The organism is Helicobacter sp. NHP19-012, assembly GCF_019703325.1.
GTDB classification, from domain to species: domain Bacteria; phylum Campylobacterota; class Campylobacteria; order Campylobacterales; family Helicobacteraceae; genus Helicobacter; species Helicobacter gastrofelis.
Genome location: NZ_AP024819.1, coordinates 1,285,441 through 1,306,210 on the forward strand (window position 1 = coordinate 1,285,441; position 20,770 = coordinate 1,306,210).

The following is a 20,770-nucleotide window of genomic DNA, read 5'->3' on the forward strand; positions in this document are numbered from 1 at the left end:
GTCAGCCCCCAAACCCCCAAAAGAGGGCTTTGAAGTGAGAATTAGGGTTTTGGTTTAGAATATCTACAATTGTGGGGTAATCACGTATTTGGGGAGTGTGAAGAAACTGATTAATTAGGACAATCTGGTCCTTGGAGAGTAGGACAAAAAGAAATGATAAAGTGAATAGTGTTAAAGCACTTTTAAAGGGTCATAGAGCGCAAGTTTAGGGGTACTCCATACCCACAAAATCGATTGTAGCAATCTTAAAGCGTTCTAAATCCATCACATTGACACGTTGATCTTGATCATAGAAATCACACAATTGTAAAAGAACAAATGACTATGTGGTGTAAAAATTTCTTATTCTATGGGGATGCAAAAGTGATCTTTGGATCAATTTGTTACCGAAATGCTTATTTGTGCCTACTTGTACATAATTCTTTCCCCTTTGATTAAAATCCGCCCAAACACCCCATGATTGAAGTGGTCATTGGATTTCATGTAAAAAATGGAGTATATTAGTTTTTATGAGCGACAACGATCAATACAAAAGACTCATTAAAGAATCACTAAAGAATATTAGAAAAGCGCACGATGAAAACTACTTGAGCATTTTCGCTGGTGCTGGAATCAGTGCTGGTTCTGGGTTGCCGTCATGGAAAAAATTGATAGATATCCTTGCAAAGGAGATTTATGGCGTAGAAAAAAATGAAGACCCTCTTGTTCTTGCTGAAAAATTTTTTAATGAGAATGGACATATCAATTACTACAAGAAATTAAAAAATCTAATCACTAGTCGTGCCAAACCAAATGTTCTACATTCAGAAATTGTCAAACTCAATCCTAAAAATCTTATCACGACAAACTGGGACAATCTGTTCGAACAGGCCATTGATGAAGAAGGTATGTTTTTTGATGTCATAAAGACCGATACAGAAATTAGAACTCCCACGGGTTGGCCAAAATTCATCAAGATGCACGGAAGCTTAGATAGGGAAAATATTGTCTTCCGCGAAAAAGACTATTTAGAATACAGCCAGAATTTTCCACTCATTGAGAATTATATCAAGGGAGTATTCTCCACAGATGTTGTTATCTTGGTTGGCTACTCTCTAGGTGATCCAAATGTCAAACAAATCATTTCTTGGGTGAATTTTCACTCGAACAATGCAAAACAAGATCGGGGTCAAAATGGTGTAAAGACGATTTATTTCATCAAGACAAATGCTGCATTTGATCCGATTGAATTTAGGTTCTACGAAAACAAAAATATTCATGTTTTATATCTTAGTGAGTTCTTTGATAAAAAGGCAGAAAATGAAAATTCAGGGCATGAAAGTGAACTAAAAAATTTCTTTGACGAAATCAAAAAAGAGAAGAGATATGATACAGCATTCGTTCTAGACAGTGAAGAGATAAGGGAAATAGATAATATCCTTACACATTTTGATTTTAGCGCATTAAGTAAAAAGATCGATGATTTAACGATATTCAAAAATGCATCATTCAAAAACGAACTTTTGAAATGTTTCTTACTTTTTGAAAACCACACCGATGACAAAGATATAGAGAAAATCCACCCACTATATAGAAAAATATCAAAAAAGCTCTTAAAAATAGAGAGTTAAAAATATGGTTTTTAAGCGAATCTAACAGATACATTAGATTCTATCCTAGTAAGTACAGCGAACAAGACTTTTGTGAGTGGAAGGAAAAATTCTTAGGGTTACCATCAGATGAAATGAACAAAATAACCTTCATTACTCATCTTCAAAGTCGCTTTGATGAACAACTTATCGAGATATATCATTATCTAATGCGAATTTTAAAAAAACGTTCGTATAGAGAAAATGATTGGTTTTACATGGAAACAATCGAGCCCGAATCCCTTTTTCTCACGATCACAGAGACTCCAGCTCAAAAAAGGCATTACGCGTACTCCAAGATTTTGATCAGAACAGAATTGGCAATTGTCTGGCCATTCCAAGATCTGAAGAACGTAGAGCTATTTATATAAGAACCCTTGAGTGTTGTTGGTGTGCAACAAGTTTTGGTGAATTCTCCGTAAATGAAAAAATTTTTAGTTACAGCATTAGGTATTTTTACACTACGGAACTATGTGATATTTTTCGAATACACTTTGCTAATTATTCGGCTTTTCGGATTAAAATCGATCAGGAATTTTTGAAGGAAGTTTTTACAAATATTTGTCATAGTTTCAAAGGGTGTGGAAGTTTTACATCTAGAAACAGCGAGTGGTTTAACAACTTCCTTTTACTGGCATCACATTGCGCGCTCGAACAAAACACTCTTGAGAGGATATTAGAGGAAGTTAATGACAAAATCAAGGAAGGCTGGATGGGTTCTACTCATTATGGTCAACTTGAAGAATTTATATTCGGACAATTTGAGAATGATACGCTCAATTGGCACAAATGTTTAGATTTGGTGCTATCTTTTCTTAATCTTTTTGTTGAAAATAAGGCGAAATTGAATGATTGTGGTATGGCAGCGGAGTCAATTTTTCCAATGATACTAGGAAAGATACAAAGGATCGATGCAACACACAAAAATCTGATTATCGACTTTTTAGATACCATCCATCGAAACCGCAAATATGTCTGTGTATTTGACACTAGCGAAATTAGGAGGTTTAACAAAATTAGCGAATCTAGCCCTACTCCAAAACCACCTCTCAACCTAAAAAACTTTAAAGTTAAAGCAATAGAAATCAGAAACAACCCTCCTTTCCTCCCCCTCATCAAAGCCCTTTACCAATCCAACAATGAGGATGTCAAAGAGGCAATCAAAGAAAAATTGCAGGACATCCTAAACAATAGGAAAAAATATAGGCAAACTAAGGCGAGCTCAAAATATTGCGCATGGCTTGAGGAGCTAGCCGAAGAACTAAACAAATAGCAGTTCCATGCAATTTATGTGTCTTAAGATATTGTGACTTCTAGTGGGCGCTCTGCATAGGATCGAATTTCAAGCCTTATAGGCTCTAGCAAGCATAGTTTCTTGGGTTTGGTGTTGCGCTTGCTTTTCGTGTATTTCTGTGAGATGGTCGATCACATATTCAAGGTGTCTTAATGTAGTGCGTGCAGAAAGCATCGCAGTCCTTTTTGGCTAACTCGGCTAGTTTTGCTTCAATATTTGCGACCAAATCGTTTTGGGTAGGTGTGGATTTTGTTTCATCCAAGTTTTTAGCTCTACAATCACTTTTGACAGCGTTTTTGGTTTGGGGGTATATCCACGAGGTTTTCAAGCCATCGCATTCTTGTAGCTCTAATGTGTGTCGCAATGTTTATGGTTGCTCATTTATTTTTTTGATAACCTGATTGGACTATTTGTTCTAATAAACTTATTTGTTAAGAAAGATGGTACTTTTCTCTTGAAACACTTGGCCATCTTTGTAGTGTTTGATTAAAAACTCATATCCCTCTTGGACGGGTTTAGGAATCTCATATTCGATCACGCGGACTAGTTTAATTTTTTCGGATATCCCCATCAGCTCTCTAAACTTCATCCACTCCATCTTAGAAAGCACGCCTATGCTTTTCCATTACTTGGGAATACGATACAAGATCTTAGTATATTTACTACAGATGTTCTGAAACTTTAAAAGCTCGAAGAAGTGAAATTAGCATTCAAAAAGTTGAGAAAGTAACCAAAGTAAGGCATATTAACTTGGATTTCCATGCTCTTAACCCGGGTCTTTTTAGTGTCGTTGTAGTTGATACGGAATCTTTTAAAGAACATGATGTTCTCTTTAGTGCGTGGGAAAGAATCCAAAAGTTAGCCACACGAATGTTTTTCCAAAGCTTTTCAACAATCTTAGAGAGATTGTCAAGACTCACCTTGGTTTCAGCTCCTACCATCGTACCAATATCATCTACATTAAACACTAGAGGCTCATCTTGTTTATCTTTTGAGTTTATTAAAGGTTGTAAAAAGTAAATTCGTTTCCAGTGCCTACTTTAGCAAAAGACTTAAGCATCGCCAATCGAGGGTAGATTATCATGTACAACAACATCTACAAAGTCAATCTAGGCATGCTAGGTGGGCTTGAAAACAATCTATTCCTTAGCCTTTTAATCGCCTAAAAGACAAAAAAAGACCCCATTGCGCCTAGAGCCAACACCCAAAGCTTGGGAGTAACTTATGGATACAACCCAGGCAAGCACATCCACCTCATGTTGCGCCTCAGTGGTTATATGATGACATCGATTAGTTATTATTTGGAGATTTAGAAACGCTTGTGAAGCAATTATTTCTACAAGTCTCACAACCGCTTTGATACTACCAACCCCTAAACTTTTGCTCTACGACCCCTTAAAAGCGATTTTAACGCTATCTTTGTTTTATTTCCTATCTTTGTCTTGTTCTCCAGAGACATAATTATCCTGATCGATTCGTTTTTTCACCTTTTCTTTCCAAAGACATGATTACCCCACAATCACGAATGCCTCAAAACCAAAAATCTAATCCTCACTTCAAAATCTTCTTCATGCCACGCATGTCCAATTTTTCACATTTTTGTAAGCTCCAAACACCATTTTTTGCAATTTCCGCCATTTTTAAGTTTTTCTCGCACGCAGGTTTTTAACCATTTTAAAAAGCTTCGCTTTTTTAATCTTTTAGGGGGGGCGCGGGCTTCGTGTGGGAGGGGGTTTGCGGAGAGTAATAGGGGGCAAAATCCGCACTAATATAACCATTTAAGCTTAAAATATATACAACAGAGCGGGAAAGGTGAGGATAAAATTGTGAGTCCAGAGCAACAAAAACAAGCTTTGATACAACAACTACACGGGTTACAAGCCTTAATTAATACCGAAACTAATGCCGTACTTAAGGGCGTTTTAGAGCAAGAAAAAGCTGAATGTCTACAAAAACTCTTAGTCTTAGCTTCACAACCCCCCCAACTTCCAAGCTCCACACAAGATCAAGATCAAGCAACTACCACAAACACCCTAGAGCAGCAACCAGCAACCCCCACCACCACAACAGAAACCTCCCAACAAGACCACCAACAGCCCAACAACAACCCATAACAACCGAAGTCATCACGCAAAATACCCCCACAATCCCCACAGCCGTCGCTGAGAAGTATGTAACCTTTCACAACGATGTCAATTCTGTATCCCTAGGCAAACTAGGCACATTAGAAGCGAATTTACTCTTTGCTATCTTTCACAAGCTCAAAGATAGACAAGATGAGCTCTTGGTGTTTTTTTGATCTTGATGAGATTAGAACAATGACCCATGCGGTTAAGATTAGCCACAGCGATCTTAGTGGTGTTGTCAAAAGACTTTGGAAAAACATTAAAACCGCTAGTTTTTGGGCACTCTACCCTTATGCTAAAGAGAACATTATGCTCTTTAGAAAGTTTTGTATCAACTACTATGATACTAAGAAAACCCAAGTCAAGAGCATGGAAATCCAAGTGAATATGCCTTACTTTGGCTACTTACTCAACTACCTCCATGGCAACTTCACCTGCTTTGAGCTCGTAGAGTTTCAAAATATCAGTGGCAAATATGCTAAGACCCTTTACCGCCTACTCAAGCAATGGAAAAGCATAGGTGTGCCCCCTAAAATGGAGTGGAGAAAGTTTAGGGAGTTAATGGGGATTTCTGAAAATGTTAAATTGCTTGAAGTGATTGAGAGGGACATGCTTAAGCCCGCCACCCAAGAACTCCAAAAGCTCCCCCATTTTGAGAACCTTTGCTATGAAAAGATAAAAACCAAGGGCATGGGCAATCGCATCACCCATATCCAATTCTACTTTGAGCCCATCACCAAGACCAGCAAGGACAGAGAGCAAGCCAAAAGTGATATAAGAACCATTGCGTGGGGAGATTAGAGAAGGGACAAATAACAAAAATTCCCAAAATACATATGACCTATTCTATTTTACTCTCCTCACCTTTGGAAACACTAAGGTTGGAGTCCAATACATTGACAAAATACAGCGAAACTACCACATTGTGCAAGCCACCCACAAAGTGGAGCTAATTGCACTCTTTGGGGATAATGGTCGAGTCGCTCCGGCAACCCACCTTGCAAAGTTTGCTTTAGTGGCTTGATGGCAAACAGAAAAACTATTTCTTAATCTGATCGATCGCCTTTCTATACCGCTCTAAATCGGTGTTTGTAACCCAATGCACTAACTTTCGCACCACGACTCCATACATTTTGCCGAGGATTTTATGGACAGCATCTTTATGGTTTTTGTTTGGCTCACTGACACCCTCTAAGTTTGCGCCTGCAAATCCCCCTGAATTTGTCGTTTGCCGAGAATAAAAATAGACGGTGGCCCGCTGTGCGCCCACATTGATGGCAAAGTTGTGCGTGGTGCGCCCCGTTTTGGGCTCAAAGAATTTAAAGATGACAGCCCCTGCACTTTGATCCACTGCGCCGTTCATCTTGGTGTTCTCGGGGTTTTCTGTATCCATGTCCGCATCTTCTAAAATCCCCATCCACCCTCTAATTTTTAAAATGGAAGAAATGTTCATTTTTTGCTCAGCTGTTAAATCTTGTGTGGATGCAAGGCGTATGATGTGGTAACCTTTTTTCTCAAGAATCTCTTGGACTTGTTTCACCAAAGCAGCTTGGAACTGCTCGATGTAGGGTTGAACATTTTCACCCGCTTGGATGTTAGGAGCTAAGATCGCAATGGTGTGGTTGTTAGAACCCTCTTGTTCAATATTGATTGGGTAGTTAAAGTTTAGAGAATCAGGGCTCTTCTTAGCGACTGCATGTTTTTTAGCTTGGTTGGCCGTGGGTTTTGCGCCCGTGTCTGTTGCACAACCTGAGAGCGCAAAGGATACCCCCACTAACGCCGATAAAATGCCTTTCGTTGTTTTTTGCATGTAACTCCTTCAATTTAGTTAAAAATTTTGGATTCTAGGATTTTCCTCATTAAATTTTGTTTAAAAACGCCCCACGAATACGAAACCACGCCCACATTAACATTAACTATTTACTTTATGTATGCCCCACACTTGCAAATCTCCCACTCCGCTTAATCCCGTGTTTAGCTATTTCTTTGAAGCTAATCTTCCTGGAAAATCGATTGAAACCACCCCGAAGATTTTTTCGCTGAACCCATCTTCTGATCTTGATAAGGCTCACTACCCTCAACATCCCGACAACCATCTTGACGATCTAAATCGCAGGCTTTTTGAAAATAGTAGCGTGCCATCCTTGCGTCCCGTGCAACTCCGGTGCCATATTTATACATTACCGCTAGATTATAATAACCCCTAGCGTCTCCTAAATCTCCTGCTTTATGAAAGTATTGTAGAGCTCTAAGATAATTTTTTTTGGAAACGCCCTCCCCTTTTTTATACATTAAGCCCAAATTATAAGAAGCTTTAGCATCCCCTAATTTTGCTGCTTCTTGAAAATTCCGCAGAGCTCTCAAGTAGTTTTTATGCTTATGGGCTTCCAAACCAACCCTAAGATACCGATCTGCTTTTTCATTTGCATAAACCCCACTCAAACACAACAAAGCCAACAAGACCATCCGACTTGAAACTTTTAGAAATTCTCCCATTTTCTTTCCTTTGAAAGAAAAGTTAACCTATTGTAGCCAAAAAAGAACCAAGAGAGTTAATCATTTGATTTAAAACTCTCCGGCAGAAATCCCACTCGTCTTTAGCGGGTGGGATGAATGCCCTCTACCCTTGATTTTCTATGTATCTTTTGATAGTTTCTGGGTTAGCTTCTCCTATGGAACAGGCAAAAATCCATCTGTCCAAAACTTTTGTTCTTTCCAAAAATGCTTGCGCAAGAACGGGATAAATCTTGGTTCTCTCCAAACCCTATAAGTGGTAATCTGCTTGATGCGCAAGATGATGGAACTGATAGACACTCTAGGGATATACTGAATCATCAAGTGTAAATGGTCTTTGTCTGTCTCCATTGCTATGATGATAAAATCTGAACTTTCCTCTATCTCCTCAACCACAGACTTTATAAAAATAGCCACATCTCCTACGAGCAACTTTTTTCTGTATTTACACACTAAAATCAAATGGGCTTTTAGATTATGTTTGCTCCTGTTTGTGGATAAATAGCCTTTGAGTTTGTAATGGTTTTCTTTCATAGCTCTACACCTCAAAAATATTTTATAAAATTATGTTATAATAATGTAAAATAGTTAAGGCGTAAGAAATTGCTTAAAGCAATAAAGTTTAGAATTTACCCTAGTGTTGAACAAAAAACCTTGATACACAAGCATTTTGGTTGTGCTAGAGTGATCTATAATTACTTTTTAGCATACCGCCAAAAGCAATACGCACTAGGCATTAAAGAAAATTACTTCAGCATGCAAAAGGTGCTTACTACTCTCAAAAAACAAGAGTCTTATGCTTATCTAAGTGAATGCAATTCGCAAAGCTTGCAGATGGCACTAAGACAGCTGACAACAGCCTTTGATAGGTTTTTCTCTAAGCTGGCAGATTATCCTAGATTCAAATCTAAGAAGTATGCCAAGCAATCTTTCTGTGTCCCGCAACACTTAGAGATGGATTTAGGAAACAACCAAGTCAAGCTACCCAAATTCAAAGAAGCTATTAAAGCCAAGTTTCATAGGCATTTGCCTACAAACTCTATCGTCAAACAGGGGTTTATCTCTTGTGTAGCAGATAAATACTATCTCTCTGTCAGTTATGAGGACAATAAGCCTGAACCTAAACCCACAACTATCAGAAAAGCTGTGGGTTTAGATATGGGTTTAGAGTCTTTAGTCATCGCCAGTAATGGCGTGTTCTACCCATATAAAAAGTTTTTCCAGAATCTACAAACCAAACTCACTAAAGCGCAAAGGAGATTGTCTAAAAAACTCAAAGGTTCTAGTAATAGAAAAAAACAAGCAAAGAAAGTGGCACAAATCCACGCCTCTATCAGCAATAGCAGAGAGGACTACCTACATAAAATCAGTAATGAGATAACCAATCAATACGATTTGCTAGCAGTAGAAACCTTGAAAGTTAGGAATTTGGTCAAAAACCACAAACTAGCTAAGAGCATTGCCAATGCCAGCTGGTCTAGGCTTATTAGTCTATTAGAATATAAGGCTGGTTGGAAGGGTAAAACCCTTATCAAAATTGACCAATACTTCCCTAGCTCTCAAATCTGCTCGACCTGTGGGAGCAATACCGGTAAAAAGCCACTCCATATTAGAAATTTTGTCTGCCCTTGTTGTCAAACACACCATCACAGAGACCTCAATGCTAGCATCAACATTAGAAACTATGCTTTGGGAATGCTAGATGAGCGACACGCTATCAAGGTAGATAAAACTAGGGTAGGGATGACCCGAAGTTACGCTTGTGGAGATTCCGCTGATGGGGTTGTAACCAAGTATGGCTACATACTGGATATAGCTAGTTATGGATCGTTGAAGCAAGAAGCCCACCCGTCTTTAGCGGGTGGGTGATTCACTATATAGAATCTTATTACTTTAGCAGCTAATTTATAGCCAATTTGTGTACAATTTACGCGCAGTGCGTCATAGTTCATACTACGCTGTAATTGCATTATGTATTTTGTATACGAACCTTTACCCAGCCTAGTCCAAAAATACCCATAAAAGTTGAAAATGCTTTATCTTGCAGTGCGCATGCAAACTCTCGTTTCAGATCCCCTACCTACTCTCCCAGACCCACCATTTTCTTAAAAACCATGCTTTAATGTCTTTTGGTTTTAGTTTTATGGTGGTTATTTTAAGTGTGGCAAACGCAAAGAAAAATACAACGCATTAGCGTAAAAAATCAATCGGCTGCGGTATCTAAGACAATATAAAGATGACAACCAACGCGACCATTGGAGCAAAGAACTCTTCAACACCTACAAGCGGTTACAGACAAGATACGGAAAACCCCCTAGTGCTCAATCTCCCTTCAAGTTAGGCACTAAGCGCAGAGCTCCCCATGGCAATAACCAACTGCAACACGAAGACAAACAAGACAATACGAGCCACTACGCTGCTCGTATAAGATAGCGTGCATGGCCTTTTAAGATTTTTTCCAAAGCAACTTGTGCAAGAGCATCTCCCATCATTGCTCCCTTTTGAAAGCACTTCACGGCTCTAGCTACATCTTGTGATCTTCCATACCCGTATTGGTAGATAAGCCCCAAGGAGTGATAGGCTCTCGCCTCTCCGTGTTTAATGGCTTTGAGGAAATAGCTAAAAGCCATATCCTTGTCTTCCACCACGCTATCACCCTTAAAATACAACATCCCCAATCGATAGCATTTTCGGGCGTAGGCTAACTCTCCCGCCTTAGAGTAAAGATCTTTAGCCTTGTTATAATCTCTACAAGCGCAAGTGATCACAGCCATTTCAAAATACGCACTTATGCTTCTTAGGCATATGTCAAACCCCTAGTTTCTAAGAATCAAACAAGCCAAGAAACTTTAAGAAAGCCAAAGTTTCTAAGGTTTATCAGTGTGCATTATAGCATTTTTTTTATGTTTTCATATTATTTTTCATGTTTATATACTATTTTTTGATAGTGCGGATTGTGAAGAAAATACCGATCTAAATCCCAAAAGCGATTGCCATTTCTCGCCAAGTTTCAAAGTGGAAATACTCCAGCAACTTCTCCACAAAAGTCAAGAATGCTCACGAAACGCCCCACTACCCACCGCCACTCGATCGCCCCATTACTTTTTGGCAAGATCAAAGTCGAGATTTAAGTCTTGCATGGAATTTTCTAGGTTAAACATAGTTGAGGTATACCCACTTCGATAGTAAAAGGCTCTGCATCTGCAAATGTTTTGCAATTTGGCTACTTTATGCTTAGCCTTGGATATATATTCTAAAATGGATTAGGTATTCATTTTAGACTTTTAGACTAATAAAATTATCTGTTATCTTTTTTAACTTGTCAATTAAAAATTACAAATTATCTGTACCATGTTTCACTTTGATAATTTAGGTGCGTTCTTGACCTTTGGATTCTATGGTTTTAAGCCTTTTGGTGTGAGATTTATTGTCTAACTCTCTTGTATTCTAATCAATACACTGCAAGTTGTGAGCTTTGGATCTTGTTTGTTTTTACTCATAATTCTCTAATCCTTTTTTCAAGATTGATTTTAGTGAAGTGTGGAGTAGATTAGCCTTGTCATCCTTGAGATACGGCTTTGCCACCAACGCTCGCTAAAATATAGGGATTAGAAAATCCCCCTAGTCGTTTCGTTTCCATTTACTTGGAGCTTAGATTACCCCATATTTTGCACTCAATTTATTCTAAGGCAATGGTCCCCTTGTGTGCGAGTTTACTCATAAAACTGGCTACGCAACATTATCTAATCACCCGTGCATATCAATCACAAACTGCACCACAAACAACGCCCCGAAGAGGTAGAGCAAGGGGTGGACTTGCTTGAACTTGCCTAGAACAATTTTAATGAGCGGATAGACAATGAGCCCGATGCCCACACCATTAGTGATGCTAAAAGAAATGGGGATCCAAAAGAACACGAAAAAGGCGGGCAGGGCCTCTTCTAAATCATTCCAATCGATTTCGCCCAAATGGCTCATCATCATAAAGCCCACAATGATGAGGGCCGGGGAGGTGATGGCGGGCACGCTGGCTAGAGCTTTTGCTAGGGGGGCTAGAAAGATTAAAGAGGCAAAGAGCAAGGCAACAATGACGCAAGTAAAGCCCGTGCGCCCGCCCACGCTCACTCCCGCCCCCGATTCAATGTAGGTAGAGGTGGGTGAAGTGCCGGCTATTGCCCCCACTGCGCTGGCGATCGCGTCTGCAGAAAGCGCACTTTTGGCGTTTAAGAAGCGATCGCCTTGCATTAAATTGGCTTGTTGCGCCACTCCGATCATGGTTGCCGTGGTGTCAAAGAGCATGACTAAAAAAAAGGTGAAGATCACCGCCCCAAGGTCGAGTTTTAACGCCCCCAAGAGGTCTAGCTTAAAAAAGGTGCTATCACAATGCTTAGGCAATTCAAACAAATGCTCAGGCAGTTTTAAATGCCCTAAGAGCAGGGCTAAAAGGGCGGTGATCAAAATGCCTAAGAAGATCGCCGCCTTGACGCGATGCACTAATAAAACAATGGTAACAAACAGCCCGATTAAGGACATATAGGCGATGGGCTTAGAGAAGTTGCCTAGCGTGATGATGGTCGCGCTGGAGGGCTCGACTAGATGGGCGTTTTGCATGCCAATGAAGGCGATGAAAAGCCCGATGCCTGAAGTGATGCCCGCTTTTAGGGAGGTGGGGATCGCCTTGATCAAAGCCTCTCTAAAGCCCGTCAAGGACAGGGCTAAGAAAATCAAAGAAGCCCAAAAGACGCTGCCTAGGGCGGTGTGCCATGAAATGCCCATGCCAAGCACGATCACAAAGGCAAAATAGGCGTGCATGCCCACACTCGGAGCGATGGCAATGGGATAATTTGCCACAACCCCCATGATCAAAGTGCCAACAATGGTGGCTAGCAGGGTCGCCACAAACACGCCGTCAAAATCCATGCCCGCTTTTTGCAACACGGCGGGATTGACAATGGCAATGTAAGAAATGGTTACGAAAGTGGTCAAGCCAGCTAGGGTCTCGATGCCTAGCGAAGTGTTGCGCTCTTTGAAGTGGAAAAACTTGGACAAAAACGCTAACATACTCGGGTTGCTCCTTATTTGTAGAATGGGTTAAAGTTAATCTAGGGTAAATGGAGCAACAATAAGGGGCATTGTATTGAAGCAAACTAAAATAGGGCTTAAATAGTGGTGTTAGAGGGCTTAGAGGGCTTAGAGGGGCTAGGACTGTTAGGCTTTTCGGGGGGGGGCGATAGCGTGGCGTTGTTTTATTTACTCTTGGAACGGGGACTGCCCTTTGATTTAGCGATTCTAAATCATGGGTTAAGGGCGCAGGCAAGTTTAGAGGTCGCCTATGCCAAAGAGTTAGGGGCAAGGCATGGTAAAAAAGTCCATGTAAAAAAAGTGCACCTACAAGGGGGCAATTTAGAAGCCAAGGGGCGCCAAGCACGCTACCTTTTCTTTGAGGGTTTGATAAAGGAGTTTGGCTACACGCATTTAATTTTAGCCCACCACTTGAACGACAAATTAGAGTGGTTTTTGATGCAACTAGCCAAGGGGGCGAGTTTGCAAACCCTGCTAGGCTTTAGTGCCCTAGAGCCACGCACAAACTACACCCTAGTGCGCCCCTTAATTTACACCCCAAAGGCTGCCCTACTAGACTATCTACACGCCCATAAGCACCGCTACTTTGAAGACAGCACAAACAACGATTTGCGCTTTAAACGCAATCTAATCCGCCATAGCCTAGCCACGCCTTTTTTAGACTTGATGGGGGCTAGGGGGGTGGTGCGCAGTTTTCAAGCCCTAGAGCTAGAAAAACAAAGCCTTTACCCGCCCCTAAACTATCTTGAGCTTAAGGGCGTGTTTGTGTTTAAAGCGGGGGGGCAAAATCTCTACTACATAGATAGCCTGCTTAAAAAACTAGGCTATGTTTTAAGTGCCAAACAACGCCTAGAGCTAGCACAAAATAACTTTAACGGGGTCGTGGGGGGTTTGTGGTGGGGTGTGGAGGGGGCTTGTCTATATGGCTAGGGCTTTGGAGGCTAAGCCCAGCTTGCCAAAACCTTTTAAAGAGGCTTGCCGTAAATTACAGATCCCCCCTTTGGTGCGTCCCCTTTTCTTTAGCCAAGAGTGGGAAAACACTCTAGCAACACTTAAAGACTTTCAGTCCGCACAATCAAACTAGGGGGTAGGTTAAAGGTGTTGATGATCTCTTGCTCTAAGGCTCTTTGCTCTCCGCTGTCCTTTTCGTGGTCGTAGCCTAGTAGGTGCAAATAGCCGTGCAAGAACAATAGCGTAACCTCATCTAAGAGGCTATGCCCACGCTTTTGCGCCTCTTCTTTAGCTAATTTGGTATTCACCACCACACTGCCTAAAAAATCATTAAAGGGCATGGAAATGGGAAAGCTTAGAACATCTGTCGGCTTATTGAACCCACGATATAAATGATTCAACTCTTGTATGCGCTCAGCAGATACTAACACCAATTCCACCCCCCCCTTTTTGCCTAAATGCGCCATAAGTGGGGTTAAGTGCGCCCTTAAATCCCCTAGCCCACTTTGCACTTCATCGATTAAATCGATTTGAAACTCCATAGCACCCCTTTAAGAGAAAAACACTATAATAGCACCTTTTGGAGCGCAAAATATGTTTAAACCCCACCACACCGCCCTTTTAAAGTGGTACGCCACCAGCGGGCGCACAGACCTGCCTATCCGCCACCTAAAGGGTGAAAACGCCCCCTATGAAGTCTATGTCAGCGAAATCATGTCCCAACAAACCCAAATAGGCGTGGTGTTAGACAAATTCTACCCCCCTTTTTTAAAAGCCATGCCCACTCTCAAAGACTTAGCCCAAGCCAAGCTAGAGCAGGTTTTATTATTGTGGCAAGGGCTAGGCTACTACGCAAGAGCAAAGAATCTACACAAGAGTGCCAAAATTTGCTGTGAATTGCACGGGGGCGAACTACCCAATGACTACAACGCCCTAAGAGCCTTGCCGGGCGTGGGCGATTACACCGCCAATGCGATTTTATGCTTTGGTTACAAACAGGCGGTGGGGGTGGTGGATGCCAATGTTGCCCGGGTGCTGTTGCGCCTTTTTGGCATAGACCCTAAAAGCCCAAATCTAGCCAAACTCTTGCAAGTTAAAGCCCTAGAGTTTTTAAACCAAGAAAACCCCTTTGATCATAACCAAGCCTTGATTGACTTAGGCGCACTTGTTTGCACCCCCGCTAACCCCGCTTGTTTATTATGTCCCCTCCAACAAGCCTGCAAGGGCAAACACAATTTAACGCGTTTTAGCGTGGCAAAAAAGCCCCCAAGCACCCCCATCACCAAGCATTACGGTGTGTGTGTGCAAGAGGGGTTTTTATATTTAACTTGCGCCAAAAAGGGGCTATACGCACACTTGCACCAATTCCCCTTACTTAAAGAACAAGAACATATTAACTTGCCCCTACTAGCCCAAGTGCGCCACAGCTACACCAAATACCGCCTAAGTGCTAAAATCTACCAAGCCACTCTAGCAGACCTAGACCCCACCAACCTAGTCAAAATCCCCCTACAAGACTTCAAACACACCCCCAAAAGTTCTTTGAGTCTTAAAATAATGCACACCTTGCCTATCCTAAACCTTTAAGCCACAAGCTAAAGCAAAAAATCCTATAATAGGTCTTATTTTTTAAGGAGAGCCCATGAAATTAGCCAAGTTTGCCCTAAGTTGCGATGGAGTTAAAGTTACGAGTTTAGAGCAGTTGAAAGAGCATTTTAATCTCTTAGACATTTTGGAGCACTACAAAAGCGGTACTTTAAGCCGTTGGTTACGCTCAAGAGGGTATGAAAACGAGCTACAAGGCATAGAAGCCATTAATGCCACAGAGGACGCAGAAATTTTAAATGCCCTTTGTGGGGTCTTTGGCATTGAGGCGGATTTAGAAACAATCAGTGCCATTTTAGAGGAGCACGCCCAAGAGCAAGAGAGGGCAAAAGCTGAAGTTAAAGCCCAATCCTTAATCCCCCTTGCCCCTAAAGAACAAGCCCTAATCCCCACTATCACGCAAAATGCCCTAGTTACCCCCCTCACACGCAAACCCCAACGCAGCCTAGCGAAACATTAGTCAGCCACTATAAAACACTTGAAGAAAGGTCGTGGGATTATGAGGCACTCAAATATAAACTTCTCAACGCTAAAGGTTTAGTAACAGGCAAGGCGACCCTAAAAGAGTTGCTTAAAGGTTATGCGGATTTTTTGGGAAAAGACAAAAACGAAATTGCAGACCATTTAGGAGCACTCACAAAAAATAAAAATGGCGACCGACAAGCCTTTAGAGCACTCCTATTTTATTTGTTAGCAAGCCCTGTCTTTAAGGCAAGTGAGCTTGAAAAGGCATGGATAGAAAAGTTACAAATTGCCGGCACTATCGAAGAACTAGCCGACATGCTAAGCATGGACAGATACACCGAGATCTGCGAAATCACTTTAGATTTTCATGCACTACAAACACAAGTCCACGATTTTGGCAAGATTGTTTGTTTTGCGTCTATAGACTTCTCTTTTGGAATAGAACCTATGGACGAAAATAACCAACCACTTAAACATATCCCACTTTGGCTATTCATCACACGCACATTGAAAATCAAAGGTAAAAGTTTTGCGGGGCAAAGTTTTGGGCTAGGTGAGCGAACTTTGCAATACCTAGAACTCGACCTTTAACCCCCCTACCCCTCAGCCGGTAGTTGCAACGCCGGCATTGCTGGCATGTCCAGTCCAGCAATGCCCTCTAAAGAGCCGTAGCTTTTATTGACATGGGATAAGATTTTTTTAATCTGCTTCTCCCTTTTGCTCCAAAGCCTCTCCATCGCCCGCTTTTCATCCTCTAAATCCCTTTGCAAGGCGACAAAGCTCTCCACCAAGCCCTGCACATGCTGGCTAAACTCTTGGCTAGTGAGATAGTCATAAAGATAGTGCATTTTATCCGCCTTATTCTCTTGGCTCTTATACGCCCCATGCACCCGTACCACCATCTCCCTTAAAGCCACACTCAGCCCCTTAAACTCCTGAAAGCTACACACCCACACCCCCTCCACCAAGCCCATACGCTCCAAATCCTTAGGCATCGCCTCGCTCACCAACACCCCCACATCTGCCCCCACCTCCAGCATATTCGCCTTGAGCTTGGCGATCCACTCGTGGTTAAAATTCTTAGTCCGCTTGCTCTCATAGCACACCACCCCACAGCACACCCCCCTCTCATTATGCACCCTCTGCAAGCAATCCGCCCCCTTCTGCCCCTTTGGCACTTCGGCAATGGTGTCTTTAGGGAACTGGGCTTTCAAATACGCCTCAATGGCTAATTCTTGTGCCTCGCCTTGCAGTTGCTGGGAGGTGAGTTCCGCCCGCTTATTCACTTGGCTGATCCCCTCTTTGAGCTTGCGGTTCTCCTCCTTTAACTGCGTGAATTGCACCTCAAAGAAAGCCTGTAGTTTCGCCTTCTCCTCCTCTAGCTGGGCGGTTAGACTCAAGGCACTTTCTGCCTCGATTTTTGTTCTAATTTCCTCTTTTTCTCTCTCTAGTCTAGCGTTCTTGGCTTGCAGGGCGTGCAATTCTTGCAGTTGCTTAGATTTTTCTTGCAACTCTTGCTCCATTGCCCTTAAGGCGTTTTGCTGTTCGGCTTGCATTTGGGCTTTAATGTCCGCTCGCATTTTTGCCCTCTCTTGTGCCATTTGGGCACTTGCCTCAGCCTCTAGTCGAGCTTTTTGCTCCTGCAAAGCTTGGTTAATGCCCTCTTGCATCTTCTTATCAAAGGCTTCTTGTTGCTCTTCAAGTCTTTTAAATGCCTGCTTATATTCGTGGCGTTTGTCTTCCACCTCCTTTTTAAACTGCTCCCTTAAGGGGGCTAAGAGCGCATCATTAGCGTCAATGGGTTTAGAGCAGTGGGGGCAAATGAGGGTTTGCATAGGTGTCCTTTAGCCAAAAGTAAAGGGCTATCCTAACACAAAAGGGCTAAAGTTTGGGGGGGTTGCGTGTTTAAAGAATTTGATAATCCCTAATATCTTCCTAATCTCTGCCTTTTTAAATCCGCGTAGTCGGGGGCGGCATAGTTGACAAAGGGCTCTAGGGCAATGCTGCCCCTCTTGGTGAACTTGGCTAACACCTCTAAATATTTGGGCTGAAGTAAGGCGACTAGGTCGTTTAAGATTTTACCCACGCAATCCTCCCCAAACATCCCCTCATTGCGGAAGCTGAAGAGGTAGAGTTTTAAGGACTTACTCTCCACCATTTTTAAGTTAGCAATGTAGTTAATGTAAATGGTGGCGAAGTCGGGCTGGGCGGTGATGGGACAGAGGCTGGTAAATTCCGCGCTCACTAAGCGGGTGAAAATGTCTAGGCTTGGGTGGGGGTTGGCAAAGGCCTCTAATAGGGTGGGGTCGTATTTGTCAATGTAGGGGGTTTTAGCCCCCAAGTGGTGTAGGTCGTAATTAGGCATGTTCTAGCACCTTAGCGCAACGAGCGCAGGGTTCTAGCGCGCTGTGGCTGGTAAATTGCCAACAGCGGGGGCATTTATGCGCTTTGGCTTTGTAAAGCGTGAAGGCGGGGGTGTCTAGTAGGGCGTTGTCTTGCTTGGCGCACACGCTAGAAACCATCAGCCATTCGGCGTAATGCTTGAAGTCGTCCGGCTCTTTGAGATGGATTTCTAGCTCTAAAGAGGTTTTAACCTGCTTGTCTTTTTTGAGGCAATCTAGGGCTTCGCTAAAGAGGGTGCGTAGGTGCAAGGGGGCTTTAAACTCTTCAAGCAGAGCCTCATTGGGGTGTAGGGTGGGCTCTTTTAAATCAAAGACGCTTGTTCCGCTTAATGCCACCTCTTTAAATAGGGAGCTGGCGTGGCTAAAGACTTCCTCAATGGTGTAGGTCAAAATGGGGGCTAAGGTAAAACTGAGTTGGTGGGCTAAGTGCAACATGGCGGTTTGTATCCCCCGTCTTTTGGGGCTGTTTTTGCCGTCGCAATACAAGCTGTCCTTGCAAATGTCCATGTAAATACCGCTCAGCTCATTAGCGATGAACGCCAAGAGTTTTTGCAAGCCCTTAACAAAGTCGTAGCCTTGAAAATGCGCCTGCACTTGATTAAAGACTTGCGCGCTTTGGGCCAAAATCCATTCATCTAGGGGGTTTAGGGGGCTTAAACTCTCTAAATCCGCAATGTTGGCGAGCAAGAAGCGCAAGGTATTGCGGATTTTTTTGTAGCTGTCGGCGGTTTGCTTGAAGAAGGCATCGCTCACGCTTAGGTCGTTTTGATAGTCGTTCAGCACCACCCACAAACGCAAAATATCGCTGCCATAAGTGTTTAAGATATGCTCTAAGGAAATGACATTGCCCTTAGATTTACTCATTTTATGCCCCTTCTCATCCACCGTAAAGCCGTGGGTCAACACTGCTTTAAAGGGGGCTTTAGAGTGGGCGATACAACTTAAAAGCAAGGAGCTTTGAAACCACCCACGGTGCTGGTCGCTGCCCTCAAGCACAAGGCCGCTGGGGTAGAGTTTCAGGCGTTCCTCACACACCGCCTTAAAGGTGCTCCCACTGTCAAACCACACATCCAAAATATGTGGGTTTTTCTCCAACTTGGGGGCGAGGTGCTTGAGGTCTTGGGGCAGCAAGTCGGCAGTCTTAGCCTCCCACCACGCATTGCACCCCTTTTGGCTAAAAATACCTTTGATATGCTCTAAAATCGCAGGCTCAAACAAGGGCTCTTGGCTCTCCTTATCCACGAAAAACGCCATCGGCACGCCCCAACTGCGCTGCCGACTCACACACCAATCGGGGCGCTGCTCGATCATCGCCTTGAGGCGGTTTTTGCCCTGTTTGGGGTAGAACTCCACGGCCTCGATCGCCTCTAAGGCGACCTGTCTTAGGGTTTTTTTGCTTCCGTCGGGCTGTAAAAAGGGCTCGTCCATGAGGATAAACCACTGCGTGGTGGCGCGGTATAACACCGGCTCATGGGTGCGCCAGCAATGCGGGTAGGAGTGGGTGATCACGCTGTGGTGCAAGAGATTTTCACCCAAGAGCTCTAGGATTTTGGGCTGGATTTTAAGCACATGCGCGCCTAAAAACTCCTGTGGCAAAAGCTTTTTTTTCTAGGATTTCTTCATCATAACGCCCGAAGTCATCCACGGGCATGAGCACCTCTAAGCCATAATCCAGCCCTAAAAAATAGTCCTCTTCGCCATGCCCGGGGGCCGTGTGCACCGCTCCACTGCCCTCTTCTAGGCTCACGTGGTTACCTAGCACCACAAGCGAAGCGCGCCCATTTAAGGGGTTGATCGCTTCGTGTTTTTCTAAAAGATCGCTCTCAAAACTACCGACAATCTCACCCTTTAAAATCCCCTTTTCTAAGAGTTTGGGCGCAAGCTCTAGGGCGGCAATGTGCCCGGCTGAAGTGATGGCGTAGGTGGTCTTGGGCTTTAGGGCGATGGCGGCGTTGGCAGGCAGGGTCCAAGGCGTGGTCGTCCAGATCACCAAGGCAAGGTCTTTAGGGGTTTGCTCCACGCTAAAATGCGCCTCTTTAGCTAAAAAGGCGGCACTTTGGGGGGCTAAATTAAAGGCGACAAAGATCGAATCAGACTGCTTGTCCTTATACTCCACCTCGGCCTCTGCCAGCGCGCTTTGGCACGCCCAACTCCAATACACGGGCTTAAAGCGTTGTTTAAGTAGCCCCTTTTGCGCCACAATGCAAAGCATGCCATAAATGCTCGCCTCAAAGGCGTAGTCTAGGGTTTCATAGGGTTTTTCATAATCGCCCACCACGCCCAGCTGTAAAAACTCATTTCTTTGGATGTCTATGAATTTTTTAGCGTGGCTGTAGCAGCGTTTGCGAAACTCTAGGACATTGTCCTTATCTTTAAATTCTTTCTCCACTTGCTGTTCGATGGGCAGGCCATGGCAGTCCCAACCGGGGGTGTAATCCACGCAAAAGCCCGCAAAATAGCGGTGCTTGACCACGACATCTTTGAGGATTTTATTCAAGGCATGCCCGATGTGTAAATGCCCATTGGCATAGGGCGGGCCATCGTGCAGGTTAAAGCTCTCTTGCCCCTTGCGCTTGGCTTGCATGTGGGCATACACGCTCTCTTCTTGCCATTTGACATAGACTTTCGGGGCGTTTGCGCCCAAGTTTGCGCGCATGGGGAAAGTGGTGGTGGGTAAAATCAGGGTGTCTTTGTAGTCCATTG

General features: G+C 43.1%; 17 protein-coding genes and 3 pseudogenes. 9 read left to right on the forward strand and 11 right to left on the reverse strand.

The genetic code is table 11. The features are described from left to right. Positions 1-509: 509 nt before the first annotated feature. Together K6J74_RS06570 and K6J74_RS06575 are read left to right on the forward strand one after the other, a co-directional pair. Positions 510-1,361: pseudogene (locus K6J74_RS06570) on the forward strand (SIR2 family protein); the annotation flags it as partial. Positions 1,362-1,836: 475 nt separating this feature from the next. Then, positions 1,837-2,901 (forward strand): hypothetical protein, encoded by a 1,065-nt coding sequence (locus K6J74_RS06575; protein ID WP_221271566.1) that lies wholly within the window; start codon positions 1,837-1,839, stop codon positions 2,899-2,901. A 69-nt stretch (positions 2,902-2,970) separates the two neighbouring features. On the opposite strand, the gene K6J74_RS08745 is transcribed toward K6J74_RS06575, so the two are convergent. Together K6J74_RS08745 and K6J74_RS06580 are read right to left on the reverse strand one after the other, a co-directional pair. Further along, positions 2,971-3,096, reverse strand: a complete 126-nt coding sequence (locus tag K6J74_RS08745) for a hypothetical protein (protein ID WP_260321571.1) — start codon at positions 3,094-3,096, stop codon at positions 2,971-2,973. A gap of 250 nt (positions 3,097-3,346) precedes the next feature. Then, entirely contained in the window at positions 3,347-3,532 is a 186-nt protein-coding gene (locus K6J74_RS06580; RefSeq protein ID WP_221271568.1) for a hypothetical protein, read from the reverse strand. A gap of 1,332 nt (positions 3,533-4,864) precedes the next feature. Here K6J74_RS06580 and K6J74_RS06585 point away from each other — a divergent pair. Both K6J74_RS06585 and K6J74_RS06590 read left to right on the forward strand, forming a co-directional pair. Then, positions 4,865-5,221: a replication initiation protein A gene (locus K6J74_RS06585; RefSeq protein WP_221271569.1), complete on the forward strand. Its 357-nt coding sequence runs from the start codon at positions 4,865-4,867 to the stop codon at positions 5,219-5,221. Further along, positions 5,199-5,849 carry a replication initiation protein gene (locus K6J74_RS06590; protein ID WP_347709905.1) on the forward strand — a complete coding sequence of 217 codons (651 nt, stop codon included), beginning with the start codon at positions 5,199-5,201 and terminating at the stop codon, positions 5,847-5,849. Before K6J74_RS06585 ends, K6J74_RS06590 begins: the two co-directional genes overlap by 23 nt. A 238-nt stretch (positions 5,850-6,087) precedes the next feature. Here the strand turns inward: K6J74_RS06590 and K6J74_RS06595 are convergent, their stop codons facing one another. From K6J74_RS06595 to tnpA, 3 genes and pseudogenes are all read right to left on the reverse strand, one after another. Then, the gene (locus tag K6J74_RS06595; RefSeq protein WP_221271573.1) at positions 6,088-6,858 is read right to left on the reverse strand and encodes an HpaA family protein; all 771 of its coding nucleotides are present in this window, start codon (positions 6,856-6,858) and stop codon (positions 6,088-6,090) included. 182 nt (positions 6,859-7,040) lie between these two features. Next, on the reverse strand, positions 7,041-7,544 hold the full coding sequence (locus K6J74_RS06600) for a tetratricopeptide repeat protein (RefSeq protein ID WP_221271575.1): 504 nt from the start codon (positions 7,542-7,544) through the stop codon (positions 7,041-7,043). Between the two features lie 124 nt (positions 7,545-7,668). Then, positions 7,669-8,096: pseudogene (gene tnpA, locus K6J74_RS06605) on the reverse strand (IS200/IS605 family transposase). Between the two features lie 69 nt (positions 8,097-8,165). Here tnpA and K6J74_RS06610 point away from each other — a divergent pair. Beyond that, a complete protein-coding gene (locus K6J74_RS06610) occupies positions 8,166-9,431 on the forward strand; it encodes an RNA-guided endonuclease InsQ/TnpB family protein (protein ID WP_221271580.1) in 1,266 nt (421 codons plus the stop codon). 542 nt (positions 9,432-9,973) lie between these two features. Here K6J74_RS06610 and K6J74_RS06615 read toward each other — a convergent pair. Both K6J74_RS06615 and K6J74_RS06620 read right to left on the reverse strand, forming a co-directional pair. Beyond that, positions 9,974-10,336 (reverse strand): tetratricopeptide repeat protein, encoded by a 363-nt coding sequence (locus K6J74_RS06615; protein WP_221271582.1) that lies wholly within the window; start codon positions 10,334-10,336, stop codon positions 9,974-9,976. A gap of 973 nt (positions 10,337-11,309) precedes the next feature. Next, on the reverse strand, positions 11,310-12,623 hold the full coding sequence (locus K6J74_RS06620; protein ID WP_221271584.1) for an NCS2 family permease: 1,314 nt from the start codon (positions 12,621-12,623) through the stop codon (positions 11,310-11,312). A 105-nt stretch (positions 12,624-12,728) separates the two neighbouring features. On the opposite strand from K6J74_RS06620, the gene tilS reads away from it, so the two are divergent. Further along, entirely contained in the window at positions 12,729-13,574 is an 846-nt protein-coding gene (gene tilS / locus K6J74_RS06625) for a tRNA lysidine(34) synthetase TilS (RefSeq protein ID WP_260321572.1), read from the forward strand. Between the two features lie 122 nt (positions 13,575-13,696). Here tilS and ybeY read toward each other — a convergent pair whose 3' ends face one another. Next, positions 13,697-14,062, reverse strand: a complete 366-nt coding sequence (gene ybeY, locus K6J74_RS06630) for an rRNA maturation RNase YbeY (RefSeq protein ID WP_260321729.1) — start codon at positions 14,060-14,062, stop codon at positions 13,697-13,699. A gap of 127 nt (positions 14,063-14,189) precedes the next feature. On the opposite strand from ybeY, the gene K6J74_RS06635 reads away from it, so the two are divergent. The 3 genes from K6J74_RS06635 (at position 14,190) to K6J74_RS06645 (ending at position 16,256) form a co-directional block, all read left to right on the forward strand. Continuing rightward, positions 14,190-15,182 (forward strand): A/G-specific adenine glycosylase, encoded by a 993-nt coding sequence (locus K6J74_RS06635; RefSeq protein ID WP_221271588.1) that lies wholly within the window; start codon positions 14,190-14,192, stop codon positions 15,180-15,182. Positions 15,183-15,237: 55 nt separating this feature from the next. Then, positions 15,238-15,660 (forward strand): hypothetical protein, encoded by a 423-nt coding sequence (locus K6J74_RS06640; protein WP_221271590.1) that lies wholly within the window; start codon positions 15,238-15,240, stop codon positions 15,658-15,660. Between the two features lie 107 nt (positions 15,661-15,767). Next, on the forward strand, positions 15,768-16,256 hold the full coding sequence (locus K6J74_RS06645; protein ID WP_221271591.1) for a hypothetical protein: 489 nt from the start codon (positions 15,768-15,770) through the stop codon (positions 16,254-16,256). 5 nt (positions 16,257-16,261) lie between these two features. Here the strand turns inward: K6J74_RS06645 and K6J74_RS06650 are convergent, their stop codons facing one another. From K6J74_RS06650 to ileS, 3 genes and pseudogenes are all read right to left on the reverse strand, one after another. Beyond that, the gene (locus tag K6J74_RS06650) at positions 16,262-17,500 is read right to left on the reverse strand and encodes a DUF2130 domain-containing protein (protein WP_221271593.1); all 1,239 of its coding nucleotides are present in this window, start codon (positions 17,498-17,500) and stop codon (positions 16,262-16,264) included. A gap of 89 nt (positions 17,501-17,589) precedes the next feature. Then, positions 17,590-18,030, reverse strand: a complete 441-nt coding sequence (gene queF, locus K6J74_RS06655; protein ID WP_221271594.1) for a preQ(1) synthase — start codon at positions 18,028-18,030, stop codon at positions 17,590-17,592. After that, positions 18,023-20,768 (reverse strand): annotated as a pseudogene (ileS, locus tag K6J74_RS06660) (isoleucine--tRNA ligase). Before ileS ends, queF begins: the two are co-directional and overlap by 8 nt. Positions 20,769-20,770 lie beyond the last annotated feature (2 nt).